Origin of the sequence: Candidatus Saccharimonas sp. (genome assembly GCA_015256915.3) — a bacterium.
In the GTDB taxonomy this organism is placed as follows: domain Bacteria; phylum Patescibacteriota; class Saccharimonadia; order Saccharimonadales; family Saccharimonadaceae; genus Nanogingivalis.
In genome coordinates, this window is sequence record CP076101.2 from 355,306 (window position 1) to 376,738 (window position 21,433).

General features: G+C 35.1%; 18 protein-coding genes. All 18 read right to left on the reverse strand.

The window, feature by feature from the left end; translation table 11 throughout:
• Position 1: 1 nt before the first annotated feature.
• The 18 genes from rpmJ to HXL38_001975 all read right to left on the reverse strand — a co-directional run bounded on the left by rpmJ (position 2) and on the right by HXL38_001975 (position 21,432).
• Positions 2-118: a 50S ribosomal protein L36 gene (gene rpmJ / locus HXL38_001890; protein QWB90728.2), complete on the reverse strand. Its 117-nt coding sequence runs from the start codon at positions 116-118 to the stop codon at positions 2-4.
• 101 nt (positions 119-219) lie between these two features.
• Positions 220-441, reverse strand: coding sequence for a translation initiation factor IF-1 (infA, locus tag HXL38_001895; GenBank protein ID QWB90729.2), 222 nt, complete (start codon positions 439-441; stop codon positions 220-222).
• A 265-nt stretch (positions 442-706) separates the two neighbouring features.
• A complete protein-coding gene (locus HXL38_001900) occupies positions 707-1,408 on the reverse strand; it encodes a class F sortase (GenBank protein ID QWB90730.1) in 702 nt (233 codons plus the stop codon).
• Positions 1,409-1,420: 12 nt separating this feature from the next.
• On the reverse strand, positions 1,421-2,827 hold the full coding sequence (gene secY / locus HXL38_001905; GenBank protein ID QWB90731.1) for a preprotein translocase subunit SecY: 1,407 nt from the start codon (positions 2,825-2,827) through the stop codon (positions 1,421-1,423).
• 46 nt (positions 2,828-2,873) lie between these two features.
• Positions 2,874-3,701, reverse strand: coding sequence for an undecaprenyl-diphosphate phosphatase (locus HXL38_001910; protein QWB90732.1), 828 nt, complete (start codon positions 3,699-3,701; stop codon positions 2,874-2,876).
• A 110-nt stretch (positions 3,702-3,811) separates the two neighbouring features.
• Positions 3,812-4,996, reverse strand: coding sequence for an elongation factor Tu (tuf, locus tag HXL38_001915; protein ID QWB90733.2), 1,185 nt, complete (start codon positions 4,994-4,996; stop codon positions 3,812-3,814).
• Between the two features lie 131 nt (positions 4,997-5,127).
• On the reverse strand, positions 5,128-6,207 hold the full coding sequence (locus tag HXL38_001920; protein ID QWB90734.1) for a hypothetical protein: 1,080 nt from the start codon (positions 6,205-6,207) through the stop codon (positions 5,128-5,130).
• Entirely contained in the window at positions 6,207-7,352 is a 1,146-nt protein-coding gene (locus HXL38_001925) for an aminotransferase class V-fold PLP-dependent enzyme (protein QWB90735.2), read from the reverse strand. The genes HXL38_001920 and HXL38_001925 overlap by 1 nt, the downstream gene beginning before the upstream one ends.
• A gap of 88 nt (positions 7,353-7,440) precedes the next feature.
• Positions 7,441-8,019, reverse strand: a complete 579-nt coding sequence (locus tag HXL38_001930; protein ID QWB90736.1) for a hypothetical protein — start codon at positions 8,017-8,019, stop codon at positions 7,441-7,443.
• A gap of 118 nt (positions 8,020-8,137) precedes the next feature.
• Complete coding sequence (locus HXL38_001935) at positions 8,138-8,536, reverse strand: hypothetical protein (GenBank protein QWB90737.1); 399 nt, start codon at positions 8,534-8,536, stop codon at positions 8,138-8,140.
• Between the two features lie 77 nt (positions 8,537-8,613).
• Positions 8,614-9,624 (reverse strand): aminoacyltransferase, encoded by a 1,011-nt coding sequence (locus tag HXL38_001940; GenBank protein QWB90738.1) that lies wholly within the window; start codon positions 9,622-9,624, stop codon positions 8,614-8,616.
• Positions 9,625-9,723: 99 nt separating this feature from the next.
• A complete protein-coding gene (locus HXL38_001945) occupies positions 9,724-10,161 on the reverse strand; it encodes an HU family DNA-binding protein (protein QWB90739.1) in 438 nt (145 codons plus the stop codon).
• Between the two features lie 265 nt (positions 10,162-10,426).
• Positions 10,427-12,688, reverse strand: coding sequence for an AAA family ATPase (locus HXL38_001950; protein QWB90740.1), 2,262 nt, complete (start codon positions 12,686-12,688; stop codon positions 10,427-10,429).
• A gap of 4 nt (positions 12,689-12,692) precedes the next feature.
• Positions 12,693-16,931: an Eco57I restriction-modification methylase domain-containing protein gene (locus HXL38_001955; protein QWB90741.1), complete on the reverse strand. Its 4,239-nt coding sequence runs from the start codon at positions 16,929-16,931 to the stop codon at positions 12,693-12,695.
• A 14-nt stretch (positions 16,932-16,945) separates the two neighbouring features.
• The gene (locus HXL38_001960) at positions 16,946-17,824 is read right to left on the reverse strand and encodes an SAM-dependent methyltransferase (GenBank protein ID QWB90742.1); all 879 of its coding nucleotides are present in this window, start codon (positions 17,822-17,824) and stop codon (positions 16,946-16,948) included.
• An 86-nt stretch (positions 17,825-17,910) separates the two neighbouring features.
• A complete protein-coding gene (gene fusA / locus HXL38_001965; protein ID QWB90743.2) occupies positions 17,911-20,001 on the reverse strand; it encodes an elongation factor G in 2,091 nt (696 codons plus the stop codon).
• A gap of 478 nt (positions 20,002-20,479) precedes the next feature.
• Positions 20,480-20,896: a ribonuclease HI gene (locus HXL38_001970; GenBank protein QWB90744.1), complete on the reverse strand. Its 417-nt coding sequence runs from the start codon at positions 20,894-20,896 to the stop codon at positions 20,480-20,482.
• Positions 20,896-21,432, reverse strand: a complete 537-nt coding sequence (locus HXL38_001975) for a DUF3592 domain-containing protein (GenBank protein QWB90745.1) — start codon at positions 21,430-21,432, stop codon at positions 20,896-20,898. Before HXL38_001975 ends, HXL38_001970 begins: the two co-directional genes overlap by 1 nt.
• Position 21,433 lies beyond the last annotated feature (1 nt).

Genomic DNA, 21,433 nt, shown 5'->3' on the forward strand with positions numbered 1-21,433 from the left:
CTTAACCCTGCCTTTGCTTATTCTTAGGTTTTTTCTTATTGATAACACGAAGTCGACCTTTTCGGCGAACTAAAATGTCATCTGGACTGATTTTTTTAACACTTGCACGAACTTTCATAAGTGTATAAAAACTCCTTATCCTTTAGGTTTATATTATCTGCAAATCCCCATAGAAATAATAAGCCATTTCGAAAGCTGGCTTTTTCTATTTCGAACTTGCTAATCTCTTAGGCGGAAGCTGATTCTTCCCTTAGTAAGGTCATAAGGGGTCAACTCTACTTCAACCTTGTCGCCCGGCACCAATCGAATATAATGCTTTCGCATCTTTCCACTGATATGAGCGATGATTGTATGCCCATTCTGAAGTTCAACTTTAAACTGCGTGTTTGGCAAAGCCTCCACGATTCGTCCTTCCAATTTTATTACTTCCTTTTGAGCCATAAATCTATACCATTCTACATTATACTACTCAAAAAGTCAAGCCCTTTTTATAACTTTCTTAAAATTAAAAAGAACATTAAGTTATCAGTCTTCCTTTTTCTTTCGGAGATAATCGTAAATTTTAAATACTCTAGATCATATATTTCTAACGAGTTATTCTATCGATATTAAAAAAAACGATATTTTGCTTTGGCATATTTTCCACCCCTAAATTAAAAATGTACTACTTAATTGTAGTAGTACATTTTTAATATTTTTATTAATTTCAAGACTTTCTAACAGCCCTTAGCACCACTCGTTTATTGAAGGTATTTTTCGAATAATCCCAATCACCAACACATGTTATGATGTTCAATCCTTCTTTTGAAGACTCAAATGAGTCAAGCATCGTGCTCATTCCAAATTTATTATTTTCATCATTAATTTCATCAACAGTCATTTCACGGACATCTTTAACTTCATAAGTTATTTTTTGTCCATCACCCCTTTCAACTATTATATCTGAACCTTTCAAAAGGTTGCCAAGATTTTCGAAAATGCCCCCTTTAGTTGGACCTCCATTATGCCCATCTATGAGAAGTGCGCCTTTGGAGTTTCCCGGTAAGGCACTTTTCATATACCAACCAGCATCATGAATTGAAATTGGCGAATCGAGTTGGTTGGTATTTTTTATTAGTCCCAATTGAACAACACGAGCATTTGAGATTTTTAAGTTAGGGATTGATAAAAATCTCGGGAAAAGTGGATTAGGAACTTTATAAGAGTTTTTTTTCTCTTCAGTAACTTCAGTTTCATCAACTTGGTGAGTTAATGCTGAGCCACCTGGAATTTTCTGCTGATTTTTTTTAGGCTGTAGAAAATTATTGTATACATAAACTCCAGTATAGCCTATTAAACAAACCCAACAAATTATAAGAACTACAGACAATATTTTTTTAGCTTTTTTTCGAGAATTTTTAATCTTCATTTAAAGATCTCTTTATTTGTAATCGTCGTAAGTAACCATCAACGCTCGCGAATTTATCTGTCTAATAGTCTCGAGAGCAACAGTTACAATAATCAAGATTCCAGTTCCACCAATTGAAAGATTACTATTTTGAATTGAAGCTAGGTTATATAGGAGATAATCTGCAACAAATGGTAATAATGCAATCAGACCAAGAGCTACTGCACCAAACAAATTTAAGCGATTAACCACTTTATTTAAATAGTTTGCTGTCGAAATACCGGGGCGTATACCCTCAATAAATCCACCTTGTTTTTGAAGATTGTCAGCGATTTCATTCGAGTTAAATACAATCGAAGTATAAAAATATGTAAATACCACGATTAAAACAAAATATACGGCCGGATAAATAAACGACTCAGGAGAAGATCCGGTAAAAGTTCCTTGATTTGGGGCAGAAAACCATTTAATTAAGTTTTCAGCCAATGAAACATTAACTTTAGCATTCTTCATCACCTGACCAATAAACGCAGGAAGACTCAAGAATGAAACAGCAAAAATTACTGGAATAACACCGGCAACAATAAGTTTTACTGGCAATATACTTTTTATTCCACCATAAGATGAATTTCCATGAACTCGTTTTGCATAATTAATAGTAATAACTCTTTGCGCTTCATTAATCTTAACTAAAATATAAAGAAGAATTAAGCTTATTACTAGAAGTATCAATGTAACCATAAATGCAATACGATTAACAGGCAAAGTAAACCAACCGAAAACATCAAAAGCACCATCTTTAGTATCTGTAATTGAAGAAATTAGAGTTGCTAATGTTGTTGGTAGCTGTGAAATAATACCAGCAAAAATAACTAAGGAAATTCCATTTCCAACGCCTTTTTCTGTGATAATTTCACCAATCCACATCAAAAGAACCGAACCGGCGACCATTGCAGTTACGGCAACAATCCAGTTAGACAAACTCATGCCTTTGAAGCCCGCAGAGTTAGATTGAAGAACGGTTGTCTGCAATATGAAAATATAAGCAATAGATTGAATGATTGCCAAAGGAATAGTTAAAATTCGCGTCCATTGATTAATCTTTCGTCGACCAGACTCGCCATCATTATTTAGCTCTTCTAGTGATGGGATAGCTTTTGTCATTAACTGAGTAATAATTGAGGCAGTAATAAATGGGCTTAGACCAACAAGCATAATTGAAAAGCTTGTCAAAGCACCACCAGTTAGCAGATTGATAAATCCTCCTAAATCGGTGCTCTTAATAGCAGATTCAACAACCTCTTTCAAGTTTCCCGCATTAGCAAGAGGAATTGGCACATGTGCCAAGAATCTAAAAATTATTAAAAGACCAACCACTCCAAAGACACGCTTTTGCATATCTTTATTTTTCATCGATTTAACTATTATTTTCCAATTCATAATAACTATTTTACCATACTTTCAATCTTATTTAAAGATTCAATTCCTATTTAATTAAAAAATACCCAACTATTAATATTGCTAATAAAATTCTATACCAACCAAACATTTGAAAATCATTATTCTTAAGATAGTTAACTAGAGACTTTATAACAAACATTGAAACGACAAATGTTAAAATTAAGGCAACTGATAGGTAGAAAATCTCAGTATTAGAATATTTAAAGCCATGTTTAACAATCTTAAGCATACTCGAACCTAGCATGATAGGAATGCCCATAAAAAATGAAAATTCTACTGCGATTTTTCTTGAAACTCCCGTCAATAGCCCACCAATTATTGTCGATCCACTTCGAGAAGTTCCAGGAATAAGTGCTAAAATTTGGTATCCACCAATTTTAAGTGCATCCAAATAAGTCATCTCTCCAAAACTTTCAATTTTTGGCTTTATATTTTTATTTTTTCGAAATTGCTCTATAACAATAAACAAAATACCGTAAACCATCAACATCGCTGAAATAACCCACATATTTTCGAAATATTTTTCTATAAAATTATTAAATAGTATCCCCATAGCTCCTGCAGGAATTGCGCCAATTAATATTTTTTTCCATAATTCAATTGTATTCTTTTTTTCACGATGATTTTTGTGTTTATCAAAAGGATTTAGCTTAGACCAATAAGTAAAAATAACTGCCATTATAGCTCCGAGCTGAATAACAACCATAAATACAGATTTAAACTCACTCGAAAAATTAAGCTTAGTAAATTCATCAAATAGTAGCATGTGGCCAGTGCTTGAAATAGGCAGCCATTCGGTAACACCTTCAATTATACTAACTATAACGATTTTAAATAATTCCAAAATATCCATAACTCTAACATTATATCATGCTTTTGGTTAAATTAAAATAACAACAAATTTGATTATTTTAGACAAAATAAAGAACACCCCTCTTGGAGTGCTCTTTGAATTATAAACTATTATTTGATGATGTTTGTAACAACACCAGCACCAACAGTTCGTCCACCTTCACGGATAGCAAAGTTCAAACCTTGCTCCATGGCGATAGGTGCTTGCAATTTAACTTTGAAAGTTACATTGTCACCAGGCATAACCATTTCTTTATCAGCTGGAAGTTCAACTTCACCAGTAACGTCAGTTGTTCGGAAGTAGAATTGTGGTTTGTAACCCTTTGAGAATGGAGTGTGTCGTCCACCTTCATCTTTTTTCAAGATATAAACTTCAGCTTCAAATTCTGTGTGTGGAGTAATTGTGCCAGGAGCAGCAATAACTTGTCCACGTTCGATTTGATCTCGATCAATACCTCGAAGAAGAAGACCAGCGTTGTCACCTGCTTGACCTTGATCAAGAGATTTTTTGAAAGCTTCAATACCTGTAACAACAGTTTTTTGTGAATCTTTCAAACCAACAATTTCAACTTCATCATTAAGTTTAACAACACCTTGTTCGATTCGTCCTGTAGCAACTGTACCACGACCTTTGATTGAGAAAACATCTTCGATAGGCATCAAGAATGGTTTATCCATATCGCGAACTGGTTCTTCAATGTATGTATCCATAGCATCAACCAATTCCATAATAGCGTCTTCGTATTTTTCATCACCTTCAAGAGCTTTAAGAGCTGAACCTTTGATGATTGGAGCATTGTCGCCATCAAATCCGTTTGCTGAAAGAAGTTCACGAACATCCATTTCGATCAACTCAACAAGTTCTTCATCGGCCATATCCATTTTGTTCAAGAAAACAACAATCTTAGGCACACCAACTTGTTTTGCCAAAAGAACGTGTTCACGAGTTTGTGGCATAGGACCATCTGTAGCTGCAATCACAAGAACAGCACCATCAACCTGAGCAGCACCAGTGATCATGTTTTTAACATAGTCTGCGTGTCCAGGCATGTCAACGTGAGCATAGTGTCGGTTCTTTGATTCGTATTCTTGGTGAGAAGAAGCAATCGTAATACCACGAGCTTTTTCTTCTGGTGCGTTATCGATTTGGTCGTACGCAATTGGTTTGTTAACTTCTGATGGAAGTCGTTTTGCAAGAACTGCTGTGATAGCCGCAGTAAGAGTTGTTTTACCGTGGTCAACGTGTCCCATAGTACCAACGTTTACGTGTGGCTTTGAGCGGTCAAATTCTGCCATTTTTAGAATTTCTCCTTTTATTAATAATATTATGCGCGTCGCACGAGTCACTGTTTTAGCAAAACACACGACGCGACGCTACCTATAATTATACCTAATCTTCAATATTTTGTAAAGAGGTTTTATAAAAATTATTTTGAAACTTTATATAAACCCTCATGCCTCTGGTTTTCATAAATCAAAGTTGGAATACTCTTCGTCTTAATTTCTTCATTTACAACTCGAATATTCTCTTTAATACGCTCCTGGATTTCATTACTTTTAGCTTTTTTTGAAATTTCCTCAACTTGCGTATCTGAATAACCCGCATCTTTAAGCCAGCTTTGCAAAATCTTTTCAGTTTCCTCCGCCGTTGTTGAAGTTTGATTTTCGCCATTAAACTTCTCTTGAAATAAAACTCCTTTTTCATCCTTTTCAGTAAAAATCTTCTCAATAATCATCCATTCAGCCGAAATCTTCTTACCATTTTCAGGTTGAATTCCTCGAACAGCTTCAAGATATTTCGAAATCAACTCAGAATTTTTAAACTTTCCATCAATCGGATATGGTAAGAGATGGGTTTTATGATTTTTAAAGAATCCGCTATTTTTCTGATTTATAAATGAGCGCCGACAAACAATACAACCAGGGTCAAAAATATCAATCGCCACGCTCGCATCTTTCGAAACTTCATTAGAGAACTCACCACGATAAGTTGAATTTTTTACAACATAATCTTGCGCATTCCAACTTCGAAACTTTGCAGGCATCGCATTAAAGATCTGCCCCCAATCTGTAAACCATGAAACTATTGGATTTTCAGTATTTCCGCCATCGATTGAGCAAGCCTCAGTTGAATTTAGTGCACAAGAAGCCGGCCGTTGAATATCACAAGTTCCAAAAACAAATAGCGCTAAGGCTGATTTAATTACTGTTAGAACCGACCAAATTGTGATTAGAACAATCAAGCCAGCCACCGCCTCAATCGCCCAAGAAACTGGTTTTACCCATTTTTTGTGCTTCACAATTACTTTTCGAAGAATTGAATTTTTAATTTCATCTTTAAAATTCGAATCGCAAGCACGCAAAGTTACTCTTCGTGAGAAACAATGCATTGATTTTTTAAACATTTGATTGATTGATTTCGCTTGTTTTTTAAAGCCAAAAAGCTTCAAAGCGGGTGTAAATAACCAAATAATTAGCAAAACTATAAACGCAGCAATACAAATCATTAGCTAAAAATCCTTTCCAAAACTTCTTTTAATTTTACAACATCAGCTTCAGTATTATGTAAGCCAATTGAAATTCGCACTAAGTGTGGCAGTTTTCGAACCTCTTTTAAATAGTAATGCGCGCAAAAATAACCGCTTCGCACCATAATTCCTTCATCGCTCAAAGCTTGTGCAATCAAGTGCGCATCAAGCTTATCGTGATAAAAACTAATCACAGGAGCCGGCTTTTTATTTAAAATATTAACGCCCTTTTGGTTTTTTAAAAACTCGAAAATATCTTTCGAAAACTCATCAACTCGTGAAGTTTTCTTTTGCTTTTTCAGCCAATCAATCGCTGTTTTTAAAGCAATAATTTCGCCCCAAGCCTGCAAACCTGGCTCGAACAAAGCATGAATGTGCTCATCACCCAAAACTTCATAAGATTCTTTGGAGACACTTGAAACCATTCCACCACCAACAAAAGAGGTTTTTATAAATTTTGCAAAATCTTTTCGCACAACCATAATTCCAAGACTCGCCGAATACATCTTGTGCGCGCTCGAAACGATTGCATCAGCTGGAATTTTTTGAAGCAATTCATAGCTCGAACCTAGCGCTTGCGCCGCATCGATAATCACAAATCCACCCTGTTTTTTAATTTTCTTTACCAAATCTTTAATGTTTTCAAGTCGCCTTCCATCAATATTCGAAGCCGCATTAACTACAACCAAAGCTTTCGAAAAATCATTTTCAAGCGAAATCGAGCCATCTTCTTCACGCTCAAGCATGATTCGTTCAATTTGGTGTTTTTTAGCGAATTCAATCGTTGAAAGAAAAACCGAATTATGTTCAATCTCACTAGTTACCACTTTCGAAACTGGCAATTCAAGTTGCGAAAGCAACAAATTTAAACCATAGGTTGTATTAAGCGTAAAGCTCACAAAATAATCTTTTTCTTTTAGCTTTAATAAATCTAAAACCACCTCACGAGTTTCTTCAACCTTTTCATCAACTTTTCTACCCCAAGCGTATTTTACGCGCTCACCACAAGAGTTAAAATTTAAATAGTAATCATTTAAAGCATCTAAAACTGGTTGCGGGCGCAAAGACTGACACGCCGAATCAAAATAATGAGCATTTTCTGGCAAATATTTAAAATCGTCCAAAACTCAAACCTCCTTCTTTAACTTTTACCATTTTAACACAAAAAAACATAGGCGTAAAGAAAAACCGCCCAATCTGAGCGGTTAAATTTTATGCGAAGGCAATCCGTGTCGCCTGCTTTTTAGCGCGCTCAATCTCGCGAGAGCGCTTATAATGTTGGTCATGTCGAGTATTAATTCGACGACCATACTTCTTGTCTGTATGCTTAGTTTTTTGAACCTTTCGAATCTGACGATGATCGTCATTTTCAGCGATAGATAAGGCTTTAATTACTTGCTGGATTCCCGGAATTACTTCCTTGTCTGCATAATTTAGCACTTCTTGAATTGTTTCCAGATCTTTCAATTTCTTATAAATCTTTTCATATTGACGAGATGAAATATTCCTCAAATATTTTTCAGTTTTGAAAATTTCATCAATCAATTCACGTCGGCAGTTTAGCGCATCAGCTAGTTGAAGTTCATAAGACTCCAACTCTTCTTTTACAGAACAACTCTCAATTCCTTGAAGCGCTTTTTTTAGTCCTTTTCGTGTTTTACCTTTTGAAAAATCCCTAGGGATTTCTGGTACTCGCAAAGATTTAACTCTTTTTTGCAATTGCAAAACTTCAGGACTAATAGTTAAAATATCACCATCACTTCTTCTTTGTAAAACTTCTGTTACCCTCATAACGAGCAACCTCCTTGAATATTTTTAGTCAAAGTTCTAAGCTAAGACAAATCATATTTTAACACATAATCGTATTTTAGTCAATAGAAAATCGCCCTTTCTGAGCGATTTTTAAATTTTAAGTACTATTCCAGTCATATTCACTAAAAATTCGAGAATTAAGCAACTGTCTAATCTCTTCCTTTCCTTGTTGCAATTTGCGAATTTCATTGTTAGCTTCTTTATATCTTTTCGAAGCTCTTTTCGAACGACGCTTGCGATAATCAAATTCATCAACAAACCATTGATACTCACCACCATCAATTTTACCTTTCCGAAACTGTCTTTTAGCTTTCAAAAGATTACTTTTAGCTTCTTCGTAATCATTCCACTGATCGCAAACATCGTTCAAAGCCTCACTTCGATTAGAATAAGCTGAATTCATCAATTCACTAATCTCAATATCTTTTTCTGAAAGATTCACAACCCGATGATGATCTCGTTCGATATCTTCCATTCTTAAAAGTCTTCCAGCCATAATTTAGACCTGCCTTTAAATTTACTAAGGATAATCCTCGTATCTTTATTCTAATGCCTAAAATTCAAAATGTCAAACTATTTTCGAAAGATTTTGCTCAAAATTGTGCGTAAAAAATAACGTTTGCGATATTCACCAGCATATTCAATCGCCACACCGCGAAAACCAGCCTTAAAACGCAACAAGCTTGCCTTTGGTTCTGCCGTAATGCCATAAAAATTATATTTCGAAGCTCCCGCACGAATTGCTTCTTTAATCATATAATCTTGCAAAAATGTTGAAGCTGGAATTTTGCGATATTCTTGGAGAGTTCCACCCTCAAAATAAACAACTTCATTTTTCGAAAAGATAAACACGCCAGCAGAAATTAGTTTTCCTTCAAATTCCACACCCATAAAACGCGCTCGCTCACCAAAACAAGTTTTTAAATTATGATAATATTTCTCATCACGCGTGCCAACACCGTTTTTTTGGTTTGAACTCTTTAAAATCGCCACAAAATCAGTAAATTCACCCTCTTCAATCTTACGAACATTCACGCTTTTTTTTATTGCCGCGCGCAAATTTCGGCGTGTAGTTTGGTTATAAGTTGAAGCCACACTATCTTCGCTTAGCCCTGTTAGATCTTTCAAATAAACATGCATGTTTACATCCATATCAAACTCGTGTTTAAAGCCAGAATAATATTTAAAACCAGCTTTTAGTAGCGGTTTATTCAACCAATCAAGATTATTGCTTTCAATAATTTCAAGCTTATCATTACGAAGTGCACGCACCATTTTTGGCAAAATCCGGTAAGAAATCGCTCCATGCTCGCGTGCAAATTCTTCACTCTTAACCAAAAAATCCATAAAATCTGCTTGCGAAACGCCATTTTGCTCAACCATCACCAAATCGAAACGCTTATTTTTGTTAGAAATCAACCCAGCAACTTCAATATTTTCATCATTTTTTAACGCCACAAAATAGTATTCTGCGCCGCGCTTCTTGCGCATTTCGGCAAATTCTACACTTTGTAACCAGTCAATGTTTTTATCTTGGCAATAGTTTTGATATTCTTCTTTTGAAATCTCTACAAGGCTTTTCATATATCCTCTATTTTAACACAAAAAAACCAAATTTAAAACCAGACCGATAGCTGTTTTTACTATTCAAAGCTGGTTTTAAATTTTTTACTTTAGCTAATTTTAAGCACCCGCAGGTTTGTTTTCGGTTGGTTTTGGCTCAGTAGTTTTGGCTTTTTCAACCTTTTCAAAGTGTGCTGATTTTAGTTTATCTTTTAAGGCGTCACCCGCCACAAAACGAACTTTCACACCTTCAATCGAGCTTGCTGTTACACCAGATTCTTTAGCTTGACCTTTAGATTGAATAGTTGTATGAAAATAACCAAGTTTCCCAAGATGAACACTTTCGCCTCGCTCTAATCGTTTCAAAAGCTCATCTGTTAGTGCTAGCAAAACTGCATGCACATCAATATGACTCACCGTAGTTGAGGTTTCTGAAATACTATTAGCGATTTCATCTAGATCAACACGGCCAGATTCAGCTAGTTGAGCGTAAAACTTTTTTGGCTCTTCTCGTTTTGCAGGGTTTACAAGTTGAACAACTTTATATTTAAGACTCATTCTTCCTCCTTGAAAGGCTTTTGATTTGTTTTGCTATAGCAGTTAATTAAAAATGCTATAGATGATTCTTAAATGTGCTTAGCAAATTTTAAAAAGTGATGTAGCACTTTTGTTGGTTTGCTATAGGGGATTAAAGATTCCTCCTTTCACCTTACCAAAATCACCAAGTTATTCAATTAAAAGTGCTTGATTTCCTGCTTTAATTATAGCACTTTGAACGGGTTAAGGGCAAGCGGGATTTACGGTTTCATCATAAAAATTATAGTTACTTATTTACTTTTATACATAATTGCCAATGAGTATTAAAATGATCTATGGCACTATTATCATTAAAACACTTTTCTAGTATATTCTTAATATCCTCATTGTTCTTACCTGATATGTCAGTTGTTAAATCAAGAATACTACTATGAGAGTTTGCATTAAAAAGTCTCTTTGCATCCTTATTTTCCTTATAAAAATCTTTTTTGTTAGTAAAAGATATATAATCCTCTATGATACGCCGTGCCACGTTACACATCAATTCAGGCTTATCCATTTTGTATAAGAATCCTAGTTCAAACCAAAGAGATTCATATTGATTTTTAAAATCCTCCTTATCTTTTTGTATTTTTTGTATTTTGGTTTTACCTCCATAGGACATAAGCTTATAAAAATTGAATTCTTCATAAGGGTTTATAACACTGCCATCACTCTTTAATTTTCGGCGACATTCATTTTTTATGTCACGAGTAATATTTAAATAAAATAATACATTATGTGTTAAGATAAGAATCTTATCTTCTTTTTTAGATTTATTAACCTGCTTAACTAGATCCAGCATCTCGTCAACAATTAAGTATTGCATTGTATCATCATTTGAATTCATTGGGTCATCAAATACAATAAATTTGGGTTTATTAGAATTATTTTCTGAATCATCTAGACTTTCAATAAAATAAAGAAGCGCAACGATATTTTTTTCACCAGTAGATAGTTCCTGAACTGGTCGAGTTTTTTCTTCACCTTCTATTTTTTCCTTAATTTCATAAAATTCTCGACCCTGTTCATCTTTACGTTCAAGCGTAAAATTAGTATATTTTTCTAACTTTTTATTAATATTCTTAGCTAGTATTTCTGTATTTTTAGTTTTTGATAATTGTTCATTAATTTTTTCTTGCTTTTCCTTTTGCTCTTTCTCATAATCTTCAATATCATCTTTTACTACTTGGATCTCTTCTTCTTTACCATCTAGATCACTAATAGCGCTACTAAGCTCTGTCTTAATTTCTTCTATATTTGAATTCCTAATAATTTCTGCAATAGCATTATAGCGAAGCTTTTTTCTAGCTTTAGTTTTGTTATCTTTTAGGTTTTTAGTGTATTCGTTGTTTTCTTCAACTATTCCGTTATATTCTTCAATCTCTCCGACCAGTTTAGAAGGTAGTTTTTCTGATTCATATGATATAGTATCGAATAAATTCTTTTGTTTTTCCTCTAAAGAGTCTTTAAGTTTTTTCAAGAAGTTCTGCTGTTCAAGTTTATTTTTATCTACCTTTAGCAAAATCTCACTAATCGAGTTCTTAAACTCTGGATAAAAAACTTCTTCCTTTATAATGATTTTTTCTAATTTATTTTCATAGTTTTTAATTTCAATCAACTTATCGCTAAGCTCTTTAGTGAATTTATCAATTTCACTACCAGAAAAATATTTTTCAAGTTTCTGAAGTCGCTCGTTGGTAACTATATTGCCACAAAAAGCACAAGTGTCACCAGCACTATGGCAGTCTTTACCAGCTTCAGCAAATTGGCGTTTTTTATTATCATCGTCTAATTCTGCAATTTTTATGCTTGGTTGAACTGTTTTTAACAATAGGTTTTCAACATCCTCTTGTAAAACTGCAAAATCGATCTCATCTAAAGAGATTTTTTCTACTTCTGGTTTTGGGGTTGATTCTATAGTTTCTTTCAATGTTGCTATCTCTTCATCAGATAGAATAGGACTCTTAAGCGCATCTTCAATTTCACCCTGAAAAGAATTCTTATCGTAACCTGTTGCCTTCTCAACAATTACAGGGTCTTTCATATTAGCAATTTTGCTTGCACTATTGGAATAGAATTTTTGTTCCTTCTTTTCTTTCTTTTGTTTTTCCTCTTCTAGTTTAAGCTTTTGTGTATATAAGTTTTCGCTTTCATCTTGCGGTTTGACAATTTTAGCCCTTTCAGCATCTATTTTGCCTTGAATGTCGGCAATCTCGCTCTCATATTCTTTAATAATCTTATCTATTTTTGTATTTTCTTCGCCAAGAACAATAGCATTTAATTTTTGATCATCACTAATAACAGATTCAAACCCTTGAAAAATATAAGCATCATATCCGTGCTCACCATTACTATTTTGGCTCCTTATTAAATCACAAATGGATGATTTGCCTGTACCATTCTTACCAAAAACAAAATTAACCGACTTATCAAAATTAATCGACTCATCTTCAAATCTACTAAATTTATCATTGCCCGAATCTGTATCTTTTAAATCTACTTTCATGTTTCTATTCCATCTCCCTAACTTTTTCTTCAATGAACGCAATTTCTTTTTCGCTCAAACCGTATTTTTTATAAAGTTGCTGGTCGATTTGAGCAATTGATTGCGACCAGTCAATGTCAGAGTTGTTGGTAAAGTTTTGAAGAGGGACGTTACGCCAAGTATCTTTCTTATTGCTTTGCGTGATTTTTAGGGTGCCAAGCATTGTGCGCGCGAATTTAGTTTTTATGTATTTGAGCAAGTTTTCAGCCTCTTCACGGTTGTCAAAAGCTCCAAAACTTATAAATGTTTGCGTATGCCCGACAAGGGGTTCCCCGACAAGGGGTTCCCCGACAAGGGGTGTAGAGAGAACTTCGCCTATAGCGCCACTTCCATTGCTTCCAGGCAGCATAACTTTAAATTTTCGAAGATTTGGATGCTCTTCGATATATTCAGAATTGATATATCGCCACTTGCGCTTATTTTTTATAACGCCAATAAACTTAAAACTATTTTCAAACTTCTTATTTTCGGTGAAGATATTATCCAAACTAGTTAGAACGGAGCTTGCAACAGTCTTTTCATGCCCTTTCGAAAGCTTCTCTTTTGCTTCAGGAAAATCTTGATGCATTTTTTGAGAGAACTTATAACTATCGGTAGAATAATATAAAGAATCAAGAAAATCACTATTTTTATTTTTTTCAAGAACTTTATGCAAAGCAGAATTAAGCTCTTCAAAATGTGTAAATGTGCCAATTTTACCAAAGTTCTTCTTGGTGTCACGATAAGTTATAGCTACACCACCTTTAATATCAGTATTCGGGAAGACGTTACTTGAATCTTGCTCATAATAAGCCACCTTTAAATGTTTATCATTTAGCATTTTGGCGTTCCATTTTTTGGGTGTTTTACCAGCATTAAACAAGAATCTCGCAGGCGTAATAAAGCACACTTTATCTGCAAACTTATAAGCTTCACTCATAAAATAGTTATAAATTGGCTTATCACTAGTGTCTTTAGTTTCCTCCTGATACGGCGGATTTCCAATCACAACATCAAATTTCATATTTAGCGGCTCTCCTTTCTTGAACTGCTCGGTTAAATCTTTCTTTTTTAAGTTCTGGCGAGAGATTTCAGGGAATCCGCCATAAATATAGTTGGCTGCAATATCATAAACGATCTGGGTTGGCGCAAAACCAAAGAGCTGGTTTTCAAAAATATGCTTTAATCTTGCCTGCTCATCTGGAATTATATTTGCTAAACCATGGTTGAGCCTTTTGGCGGTTTCGGTTAGGAACAATCCACTTTTAATATGTAAATCACAAAAAGTAAGGTTCGGGTTAGAGAAAATCCCTGGGTTTTCAGCTTCGAGTATGTTAAGCATTTTGTTTACAACTTCGCGCGGCGTAAAAATTTGATTGCTTTTTTGCGCTGGAATGTAGCTAAAAATATCTTCTTTTGTTGTATTGTTCAAATAATCAGCAAGCCGTTCGCGTTTCTTTTCGAACTCTTGAATTGCCGCATTAAAGCGATGTTTTTCAAAAAAGCCATCGAAGTGAATAATTTCGCCGTTTTCTTCATAATCACCACCATCACGTAGTTCGATAAAATCAGCTTTCGTAAATCGATCTGGTGCATGGAGCTTGTCACGTTCATTGAATAGCATTTCAAAATCTTCATCACTCACCGCATCTTGTAGATTATCTATAGTAAGGTTCCTAGGATCTTTTGCCGCCATCACAAAGCTTGGGATTGCTCGTGAGAATGTTCGGAGCTTTTCACGAATAATATCAAGCTCGGTTTTAGCATTATCTTGATAAGCTTGCTCTTCACGATTATCAATCATATCGCGGGGTAGTTCTTTTTCAACAAAATCTGCAAGCTCAGCAATTGCCTTAGTTTTTTCTTTTTCTGTTTGAGGCGAATTTTTAAATTCTTCACTCACAGTTTTGATTTTCTCTACAATTTTTTCTTCAAGTTCTTTGATTTCCTTCTTACTTGGAGCATAAACTTCAACATATTTAGCAATAGGTTTGCTCAAAATATCTTCGTTAATTGCATCTGTTAATTGCTCCTCAAAGCTATCCATATCTTCTTGCGCACGCTCAAAAGCCTCACGAATTGGCTCGCCATAAACCTTTTGTCCCCAAATAATATCGCGATTAACAGAAATTCTTTTTTGTTTTTGTTCATCTCGCTCACGATTATTGGAAATATCACGTTTTTCTTTTTTATTTGCCGTGCCATCTTCTTTCGAATTTTGCACTTTATTAAGTTTTTTAACGATTTCACTTGGAAGATTAAAAACATTACCAATATCTTTAAATAGTAAGTTAGTGATAAACCTACGCTTAACAATATCGCTTGCCATTTTAGCTGCGGGCAAAGTTAATACTTGCGAAGCGTCAAGCTCCACCATTTTACCATTTTCGTCTTGCGAAAGAACTGGAAAGAAATTGAGAAGTTCTGCCACATTTTCTTGCCGCTCACTTTCTGTAATATTACCAATTGCGCTTTTTTCACTTAAAGAATTTGCGAGTTTATCATAAATCTCAAGCACACGATAAGGTGAAAAGTCAAAAACATAAGCCGACTTTTTACGATAAAGTTTGCCGTCTTTTTCATATTTATATGGGTTTTGTGCACGGAATATCGCCTGCGTGTAAAGAGTTTCTTTTTTCACATCACTCATCATTAGTACCGCCGACCATTCTTTAACCGTTACGCCCGTTGTAAGCTGACCAACCGAAAGTGTAATGGTTTTGTCATATTCTTCTATCGCCTTCCTTACGCGCGCTAAAGCTTTTTCATTCTTTTTAAAATCTTCAGCCTCCTCTTCAAAGTCTTCATTGTCCAAACTTCGGCCATCGCCGGCTGCTAAAATAATTTTATAATTTTCAAAAACTGGGTGTTTTTTAAGCAGCTTTTCCATTGCTTTTGCTGAATTTACGCGATTTCCTACAAACCAAAAAGTATGCTTTAGCTCATTGCGAAGTTCTGGAGTTGAAAACGGATAACCTTCATTCTCGGTAAGAGTATTTAAAAATCGCCAAATATCAGCTTCACGCTTAAATTCACCCTTTGAATTGGTTGCCAAAAAATCGTTAAATTCAAAAACTGGTGGAATATTGTCCCCATTTACATCAATACCTTCTTCGATCTGCTTAGCTGTAACATCTGAAATTTTATAATTAAACAACCTTAAATCCGGCATATCTGTGTGATCGCCCGATTCTTGACCATTCTTGAGCTCACTCTGTTTTGTTTTTTGCTCATCGAGATAAGTCCAGTTATAAATTTGTTCACTACTAAACTTACCTTCTGCCAAGGCTTTAAATGGCGTTCCTGAAAGATGAAGCGTAAATTTGCGTTTAATATTTTCAAAAGCCCTGTCCGTTTTATCAGTATCAACTGCTTCATGGGCTTCATCAATCACTAATAAATCCCACTCTAGGTCTGCAACCCACTGCAATTTGTCAAAGCTTCCACCAAAAACTTTTGCACCTTTTAAATCTTGCAAACTCAAAAAAGTTATTTGTTTTTTACCGAAACCTTCAATTTGATTAAACTCTTCACGAGTTAAGGTTTTCTCTTTAATAGAGTCCGCTGTTGAGATAAAATGATAACCGTCAATAAATTTCTTATAGTCATTATACCAAGAATCGGCAATTGCTGGACGGTTAGTTACGATTAGAGTTTTTGTTGCTCCAAAGCGTTTCATAAAATCATAAGTTGTTAACGTTTTGCCGAAACGCGGTTTAGCATTCCATAAGAATTCAGCTTTTTCATTTGGATTTTTAAAATCAGTAGTTTGATTACGTTCAGCATATTCTAAGGTTTGCTCGACTGCATCTTCTTGCTCTGGTCGTAAAATATAGAATTTCTTGCCATTACTATCTACAAAACGGTCTTGACAAAAAGCTTCAAAAAGTTCTATCGACCTCTCTGGCGTACCATTAAAATAAAACCATTCAGTTCCATGACCTTTATCTTTCGGAATTGCATTTTGCTGATAATAGCGATGAAGCTCATGGTCTTTGAACCATTTATTATTATTTTTTCTTGCAGGTCTAATCCATTTTATATCATAGGGTTCTTTATGTGAAGCGGTCTCGTTTTGTTCACGAATTCGAATTTTAGCATCTTTTCGCTCAGTATAGCCAATTTTTTGCCAGCCATCATTTTGGTGTCTATCTGGCAAAATATATGAATAAATTTGTGGATAAACTTTTTTAAATGTTTTGATCTGTTTTTTATCATCACTCATCTTAAACTCTCCGATTAATCTTTCTTATTTGCTACTTTTAGCCGTGTTTTCTTAGGTGTAAGTTTTGACGGCGATGCTCGCATCTGACTCATTACATCTGTTAAGTTTTCAAGGTTTGCAGATTTTATTTTCGAATAAGCTTTTTCAATATCTTGAAGTGAATGTTCTGAAATTTCGAAAGTCAAATCTTCAAAATTAGGCTTTAGATCGAAGAATTTAAGCTCATTTTTCTGCGTTAAAGTATTGCCAACAATAATATTATTACTTAGAATTTTATCAATTGTTTCAAGAAAAAAGAACGAGTTTTTGATATTTTTAATATGCTTATAAATGATTTCTTTTAGGCGTTCACGTGATTCTTCAACATTATCCTCTTGAATATCCACCGCATAAACATTTGATATTGCCAAAATTAAACAAAATTCATAAATCTCAACCTGAGCCTTTTTGCTTCTAGCATTCTTTTGCTTTTTTATTTTCGTATAAAAATCCGGAACCGAATTAAGTTTTCGGTTCAAAATTTCTACAAGAAAATTACCATTTCCACAAGTCGGCTCAAAGACTTTTTTATCTACTTGAGAAATTGTTGGCTCACATAAATCACACATCTGTTTAACAATGAACTCGGGCGTAAAAACTTCACCAAACTTCTTAACGCGCTTTTTTGACTTAATTAGATTCTCTTTTTGCTTTTGATTATTTTTAATGGCAGTTTTAGAAGTAGGGCTCATTTTTCTTTTACTAGATTCTTTTAGATTCTTAGTTGAAATTTTAGATTTTTTAGGATTCAAAGATTTTTGCTCTATTAAGCCGCCACCAAGTGAACCCTTATTGCTCGCAAGGTATTTTTTATTATCTTTTGTTTTATCCTCCGCATTCTCAGCTCTAGCCATAATAATTATATTTTACCAAATTTATCTATTTTTTGCAAAACAAAAACCACCTCCCGAAAGAGGTAGTTTTTAAGTTTTCGAAATTATTATTTAGCGTTTCGCTTTTCGATAATTTCTTGTGCAACGTTAGGTGGAACTTCTTCGTATTGCGCAAGCTCCATTGTTGAAGCTGCACGACCTTTACTCATTGAGCGTAGGTCTGAAGTGTAGCCAAACATATTTGCAAGAGGCACAAAACCTTTAACGAGCTTTGTTCCGCCCATCAAATCCTCCATAGCGTCGATTCGACCGCGGCGTGAGTTCAAGTCTCCGATTACATCACCCATGAATTCTTCAGGAGTTGTAATTTCAACTTTCATCACAGGTTCAAGAAGAACTGGGTTTGCTTTCTTGATACCTTCACGAGTTGAAAGTGCACCAGCCAATTTAAAGGCCAATTCGCTCGAGTCGACATCGTGGTAAGAACCATCGTAAAGTGTAGCTTTAACGTCAACTACTGGGTAGCCAGCAATCACACCGCCTTCAAGCGTTTCAAGCACACCTTGTTCAACTGGTTTGCGGTATTCTTGTGGCACAACACCACCTTTAATTTCATCAAAGAATTCAAAGCCTTTTCCTGGCTCATTTGGCTCAAAACGAATCCAAACATCACCATATTGACCACGACCACCAGATTGTTTTGCGTGTTTACCTTGAGCTTCAGCAGTTCCACGAATAGTTTCACGGAAGGCAACTTGTGGCTCACCAACATTAGCTTCAACGTTAAATTCACGCTTCATTCGGTCGATCAAGATGTCAAGGTGAAGCTCACCCATTCCTGACATAATTGTTTGACCAGTTTCTTCATCTGTGTGAACTCGGAAAGTTGGGTCTTCTTCAGCAAGTCGTTGAAGAGCAATTCCCATTTTTTCTTGGTCGGCTTTAGTTTTTGGCTCAACCGCAATCGAAACTGGAGGTTCAGCGAACTCAATACCTTCAAGAATTACACCGTGGTTCAAATCACAAAGAGTTGCACCAGTTGTAACATCTTTCAAACCAACAACAGCGGCAATGTCACCAGCAGCAACTTCTGAAATTTCTTCACGCTTATCAGCATGCATTCGAACGATTCGTCCGATTCGCTCTTTTTTACCAGTCATTGTATTGAGAACATATGATCCAGCAGTAATTTTACCACTATAAACACGCACGAATACGAGTTTTCCAACAAATGGGTCGGTTGCAATCTTAAATGCAAGTGCAGAAGTTGGTTCATCTACAGACGGTTTACGCTCAATAGCTTCACCAGTTTTTGCGTCAGTTCCTTTAATCGAAGAAACATCAAGTGGGCTTGGAAGGTAATCATTAATCAAGTCAAGAACTTTTTCAACAATCACACCACGGCCATCACCACCAGTTACTAAGAAGAAGTCACCAGCAAGAACTCGTTTTCGAAGCGCAGCTTTAAGTTCAGGAATTGTAATTGATTCCTCACCTTCTTCGAAGAATCGCATCATCAATTCATCATCAGCTTCAACCGCATTTTCAACAAGCAATGAGCGTGCGTTTTTAGCTTTTTCAAGCATATCTGCTGGAATTTCACCAACTTTCAACTCATGGTCAGCGTAGTTATCATAAGTGTAAGCTTTCATGTCAATAAGGTCGACAACACCATTAATTTCTTGTTCGAAACCAATTGGCAAGTGAATTGGGAAAGCTTGTTTGCTTAGACGGTCATGAATTGATTTAATAGATTTATAGAAGTCACCACCAGTTTGGTTAATTTTGTTGATAAAACAAACACGTGGCACGCCATATTTGTCGGCTTGTCGCCAAACAGTTTCAGACTGAGCCTCCACACCCATTTTACCGTCAAAAACAGTCACGGCACCGTCAAGAACACGAAGTGAACGCTCCACTTCAGCAGTAAAGTCGATGTGTCCTGGGGTGTCGATAATGTTAATTTTGTGATCTTTCCAGAAACAAGTCACAGCAGCAGAAGTAATTGTAATACCTCGCTCTTTCTCTTGAGCCATCCAGTCGGTTGTTGCACCATCACCTTCACCACGAACAACACCGATTTTGTGTGTCAAACCAGTTCGGTAAAGAATACCTTCTGTTGTTGTAGTTTTACCGGCATCAATGTGCGCAATAATACCAACATTTCGGAAATTTTCCAATGGAGTATTTTTATTCATTTGATTCCTCTTAAATTTATTATTTTATTGCTGTTTCACGCTAGTTTTGTTGTTTTTTTCGAAACCAGCACAAAAACAGCGCTTCGCTAACAATTTTATCATATTTTTTAAAATCTGTAAAGTAAAAATAGCCAAAAGAAAAAGCCAGATTTTTCTGACTCTATCAGTTAATAGCTATCTTTTTAAACAAGCATTAACTCGAACAGGAACAGTATTTTTTGGTTTAAAAACTTTTGGAAGCAAAAAGAGCGAAAGCCAAAAAAATCCAAACATAAATATTCCAAAATTCCAACTTGTCAAATAGGTTAAATAACAAGATAGACTAAAGACTGTAGTAAAGTACAAGAACACGAATAATGGTTCCTTTGCTTCTCTGAATGCTTTTTTCATAAGGATAATTTCCTCCAAATGTTCTATTTTCCACTTTTGAGCGGAATTTCTATTTTATCACAACTTTCGAAGAAAGTCAATAATGGGATTAAAGCTTCTCCCCGTTTCTTGCGCGATTCGCCCATTCATCAGCCATTTCATTAAACTCATGACCAGCGTGCCCTTTTAGCCATTTTAGCTCTACATTCGATTTTTTATAAAGCTCAAAAAGCGGCTTCACAATATCAAGATTCTTAATTTCACCATTTTTCTTCTTCCAGAAATTTTTCTCCCAAGCTGGCGCCCATTTTATTAAAACATTAACCCAAAACTCACTATCTGTTAAAATTTCAGCTTCTTCACCATCTAAAATTTCGAAAGCTTTTTTCAAAGCTAATCCTTCCATTCGAATATTCGTGCTTGCATTTTCAGCTCCCAAAGCAATCGGTTTTCCGTTTTCAATCACGGCAAAACCACCAGGGCCAGGATTCGGTGAAGCACTTCCGTCCGTAAAAATCGTTCGCATTACTTATTTTCCTGATTATTTTGCGGAATAAAATTCTGTACAAAGGCTGAAGTACTTGCTTGATTTTGCATCTTTTTAGCTTTTTTCATTCTTTCGAAAGAAATCATTGCTAAAACCGCACTAAGAATTCCAACAATCAGCAGTCCACTCGGAGCAACTATTTTAGTAATTTCAAAATCACCCTCAACGGCAGAGTTTGGGTCTTTTTCATCATAAAAAACTTTCACTTTTTCGCCTCTAACCGGTTCTTCATTCTTTAGCTCTGAATGAAGTTCAATTGTTTCGTTCTCTTTCACTGAAAAATCTATAACCGCAGAATATCTATATTCACCGGTTTTTTCATTTATAATCTTCTTTTCGAAACCATAAATTTGCCCTTCAGTTTGTTTCCAAGTTTGTCTTTTTAGAAAATCATTAAAAGGTTTTGCAATCCAAATTGATCCAGCAACAATTAAAATAATCGATAAAATTGCAAAAATAATTCCACGATTTCGAAAAGCTTTTACGCCAACTTTTTTAGCTTCATTAGAACTCATA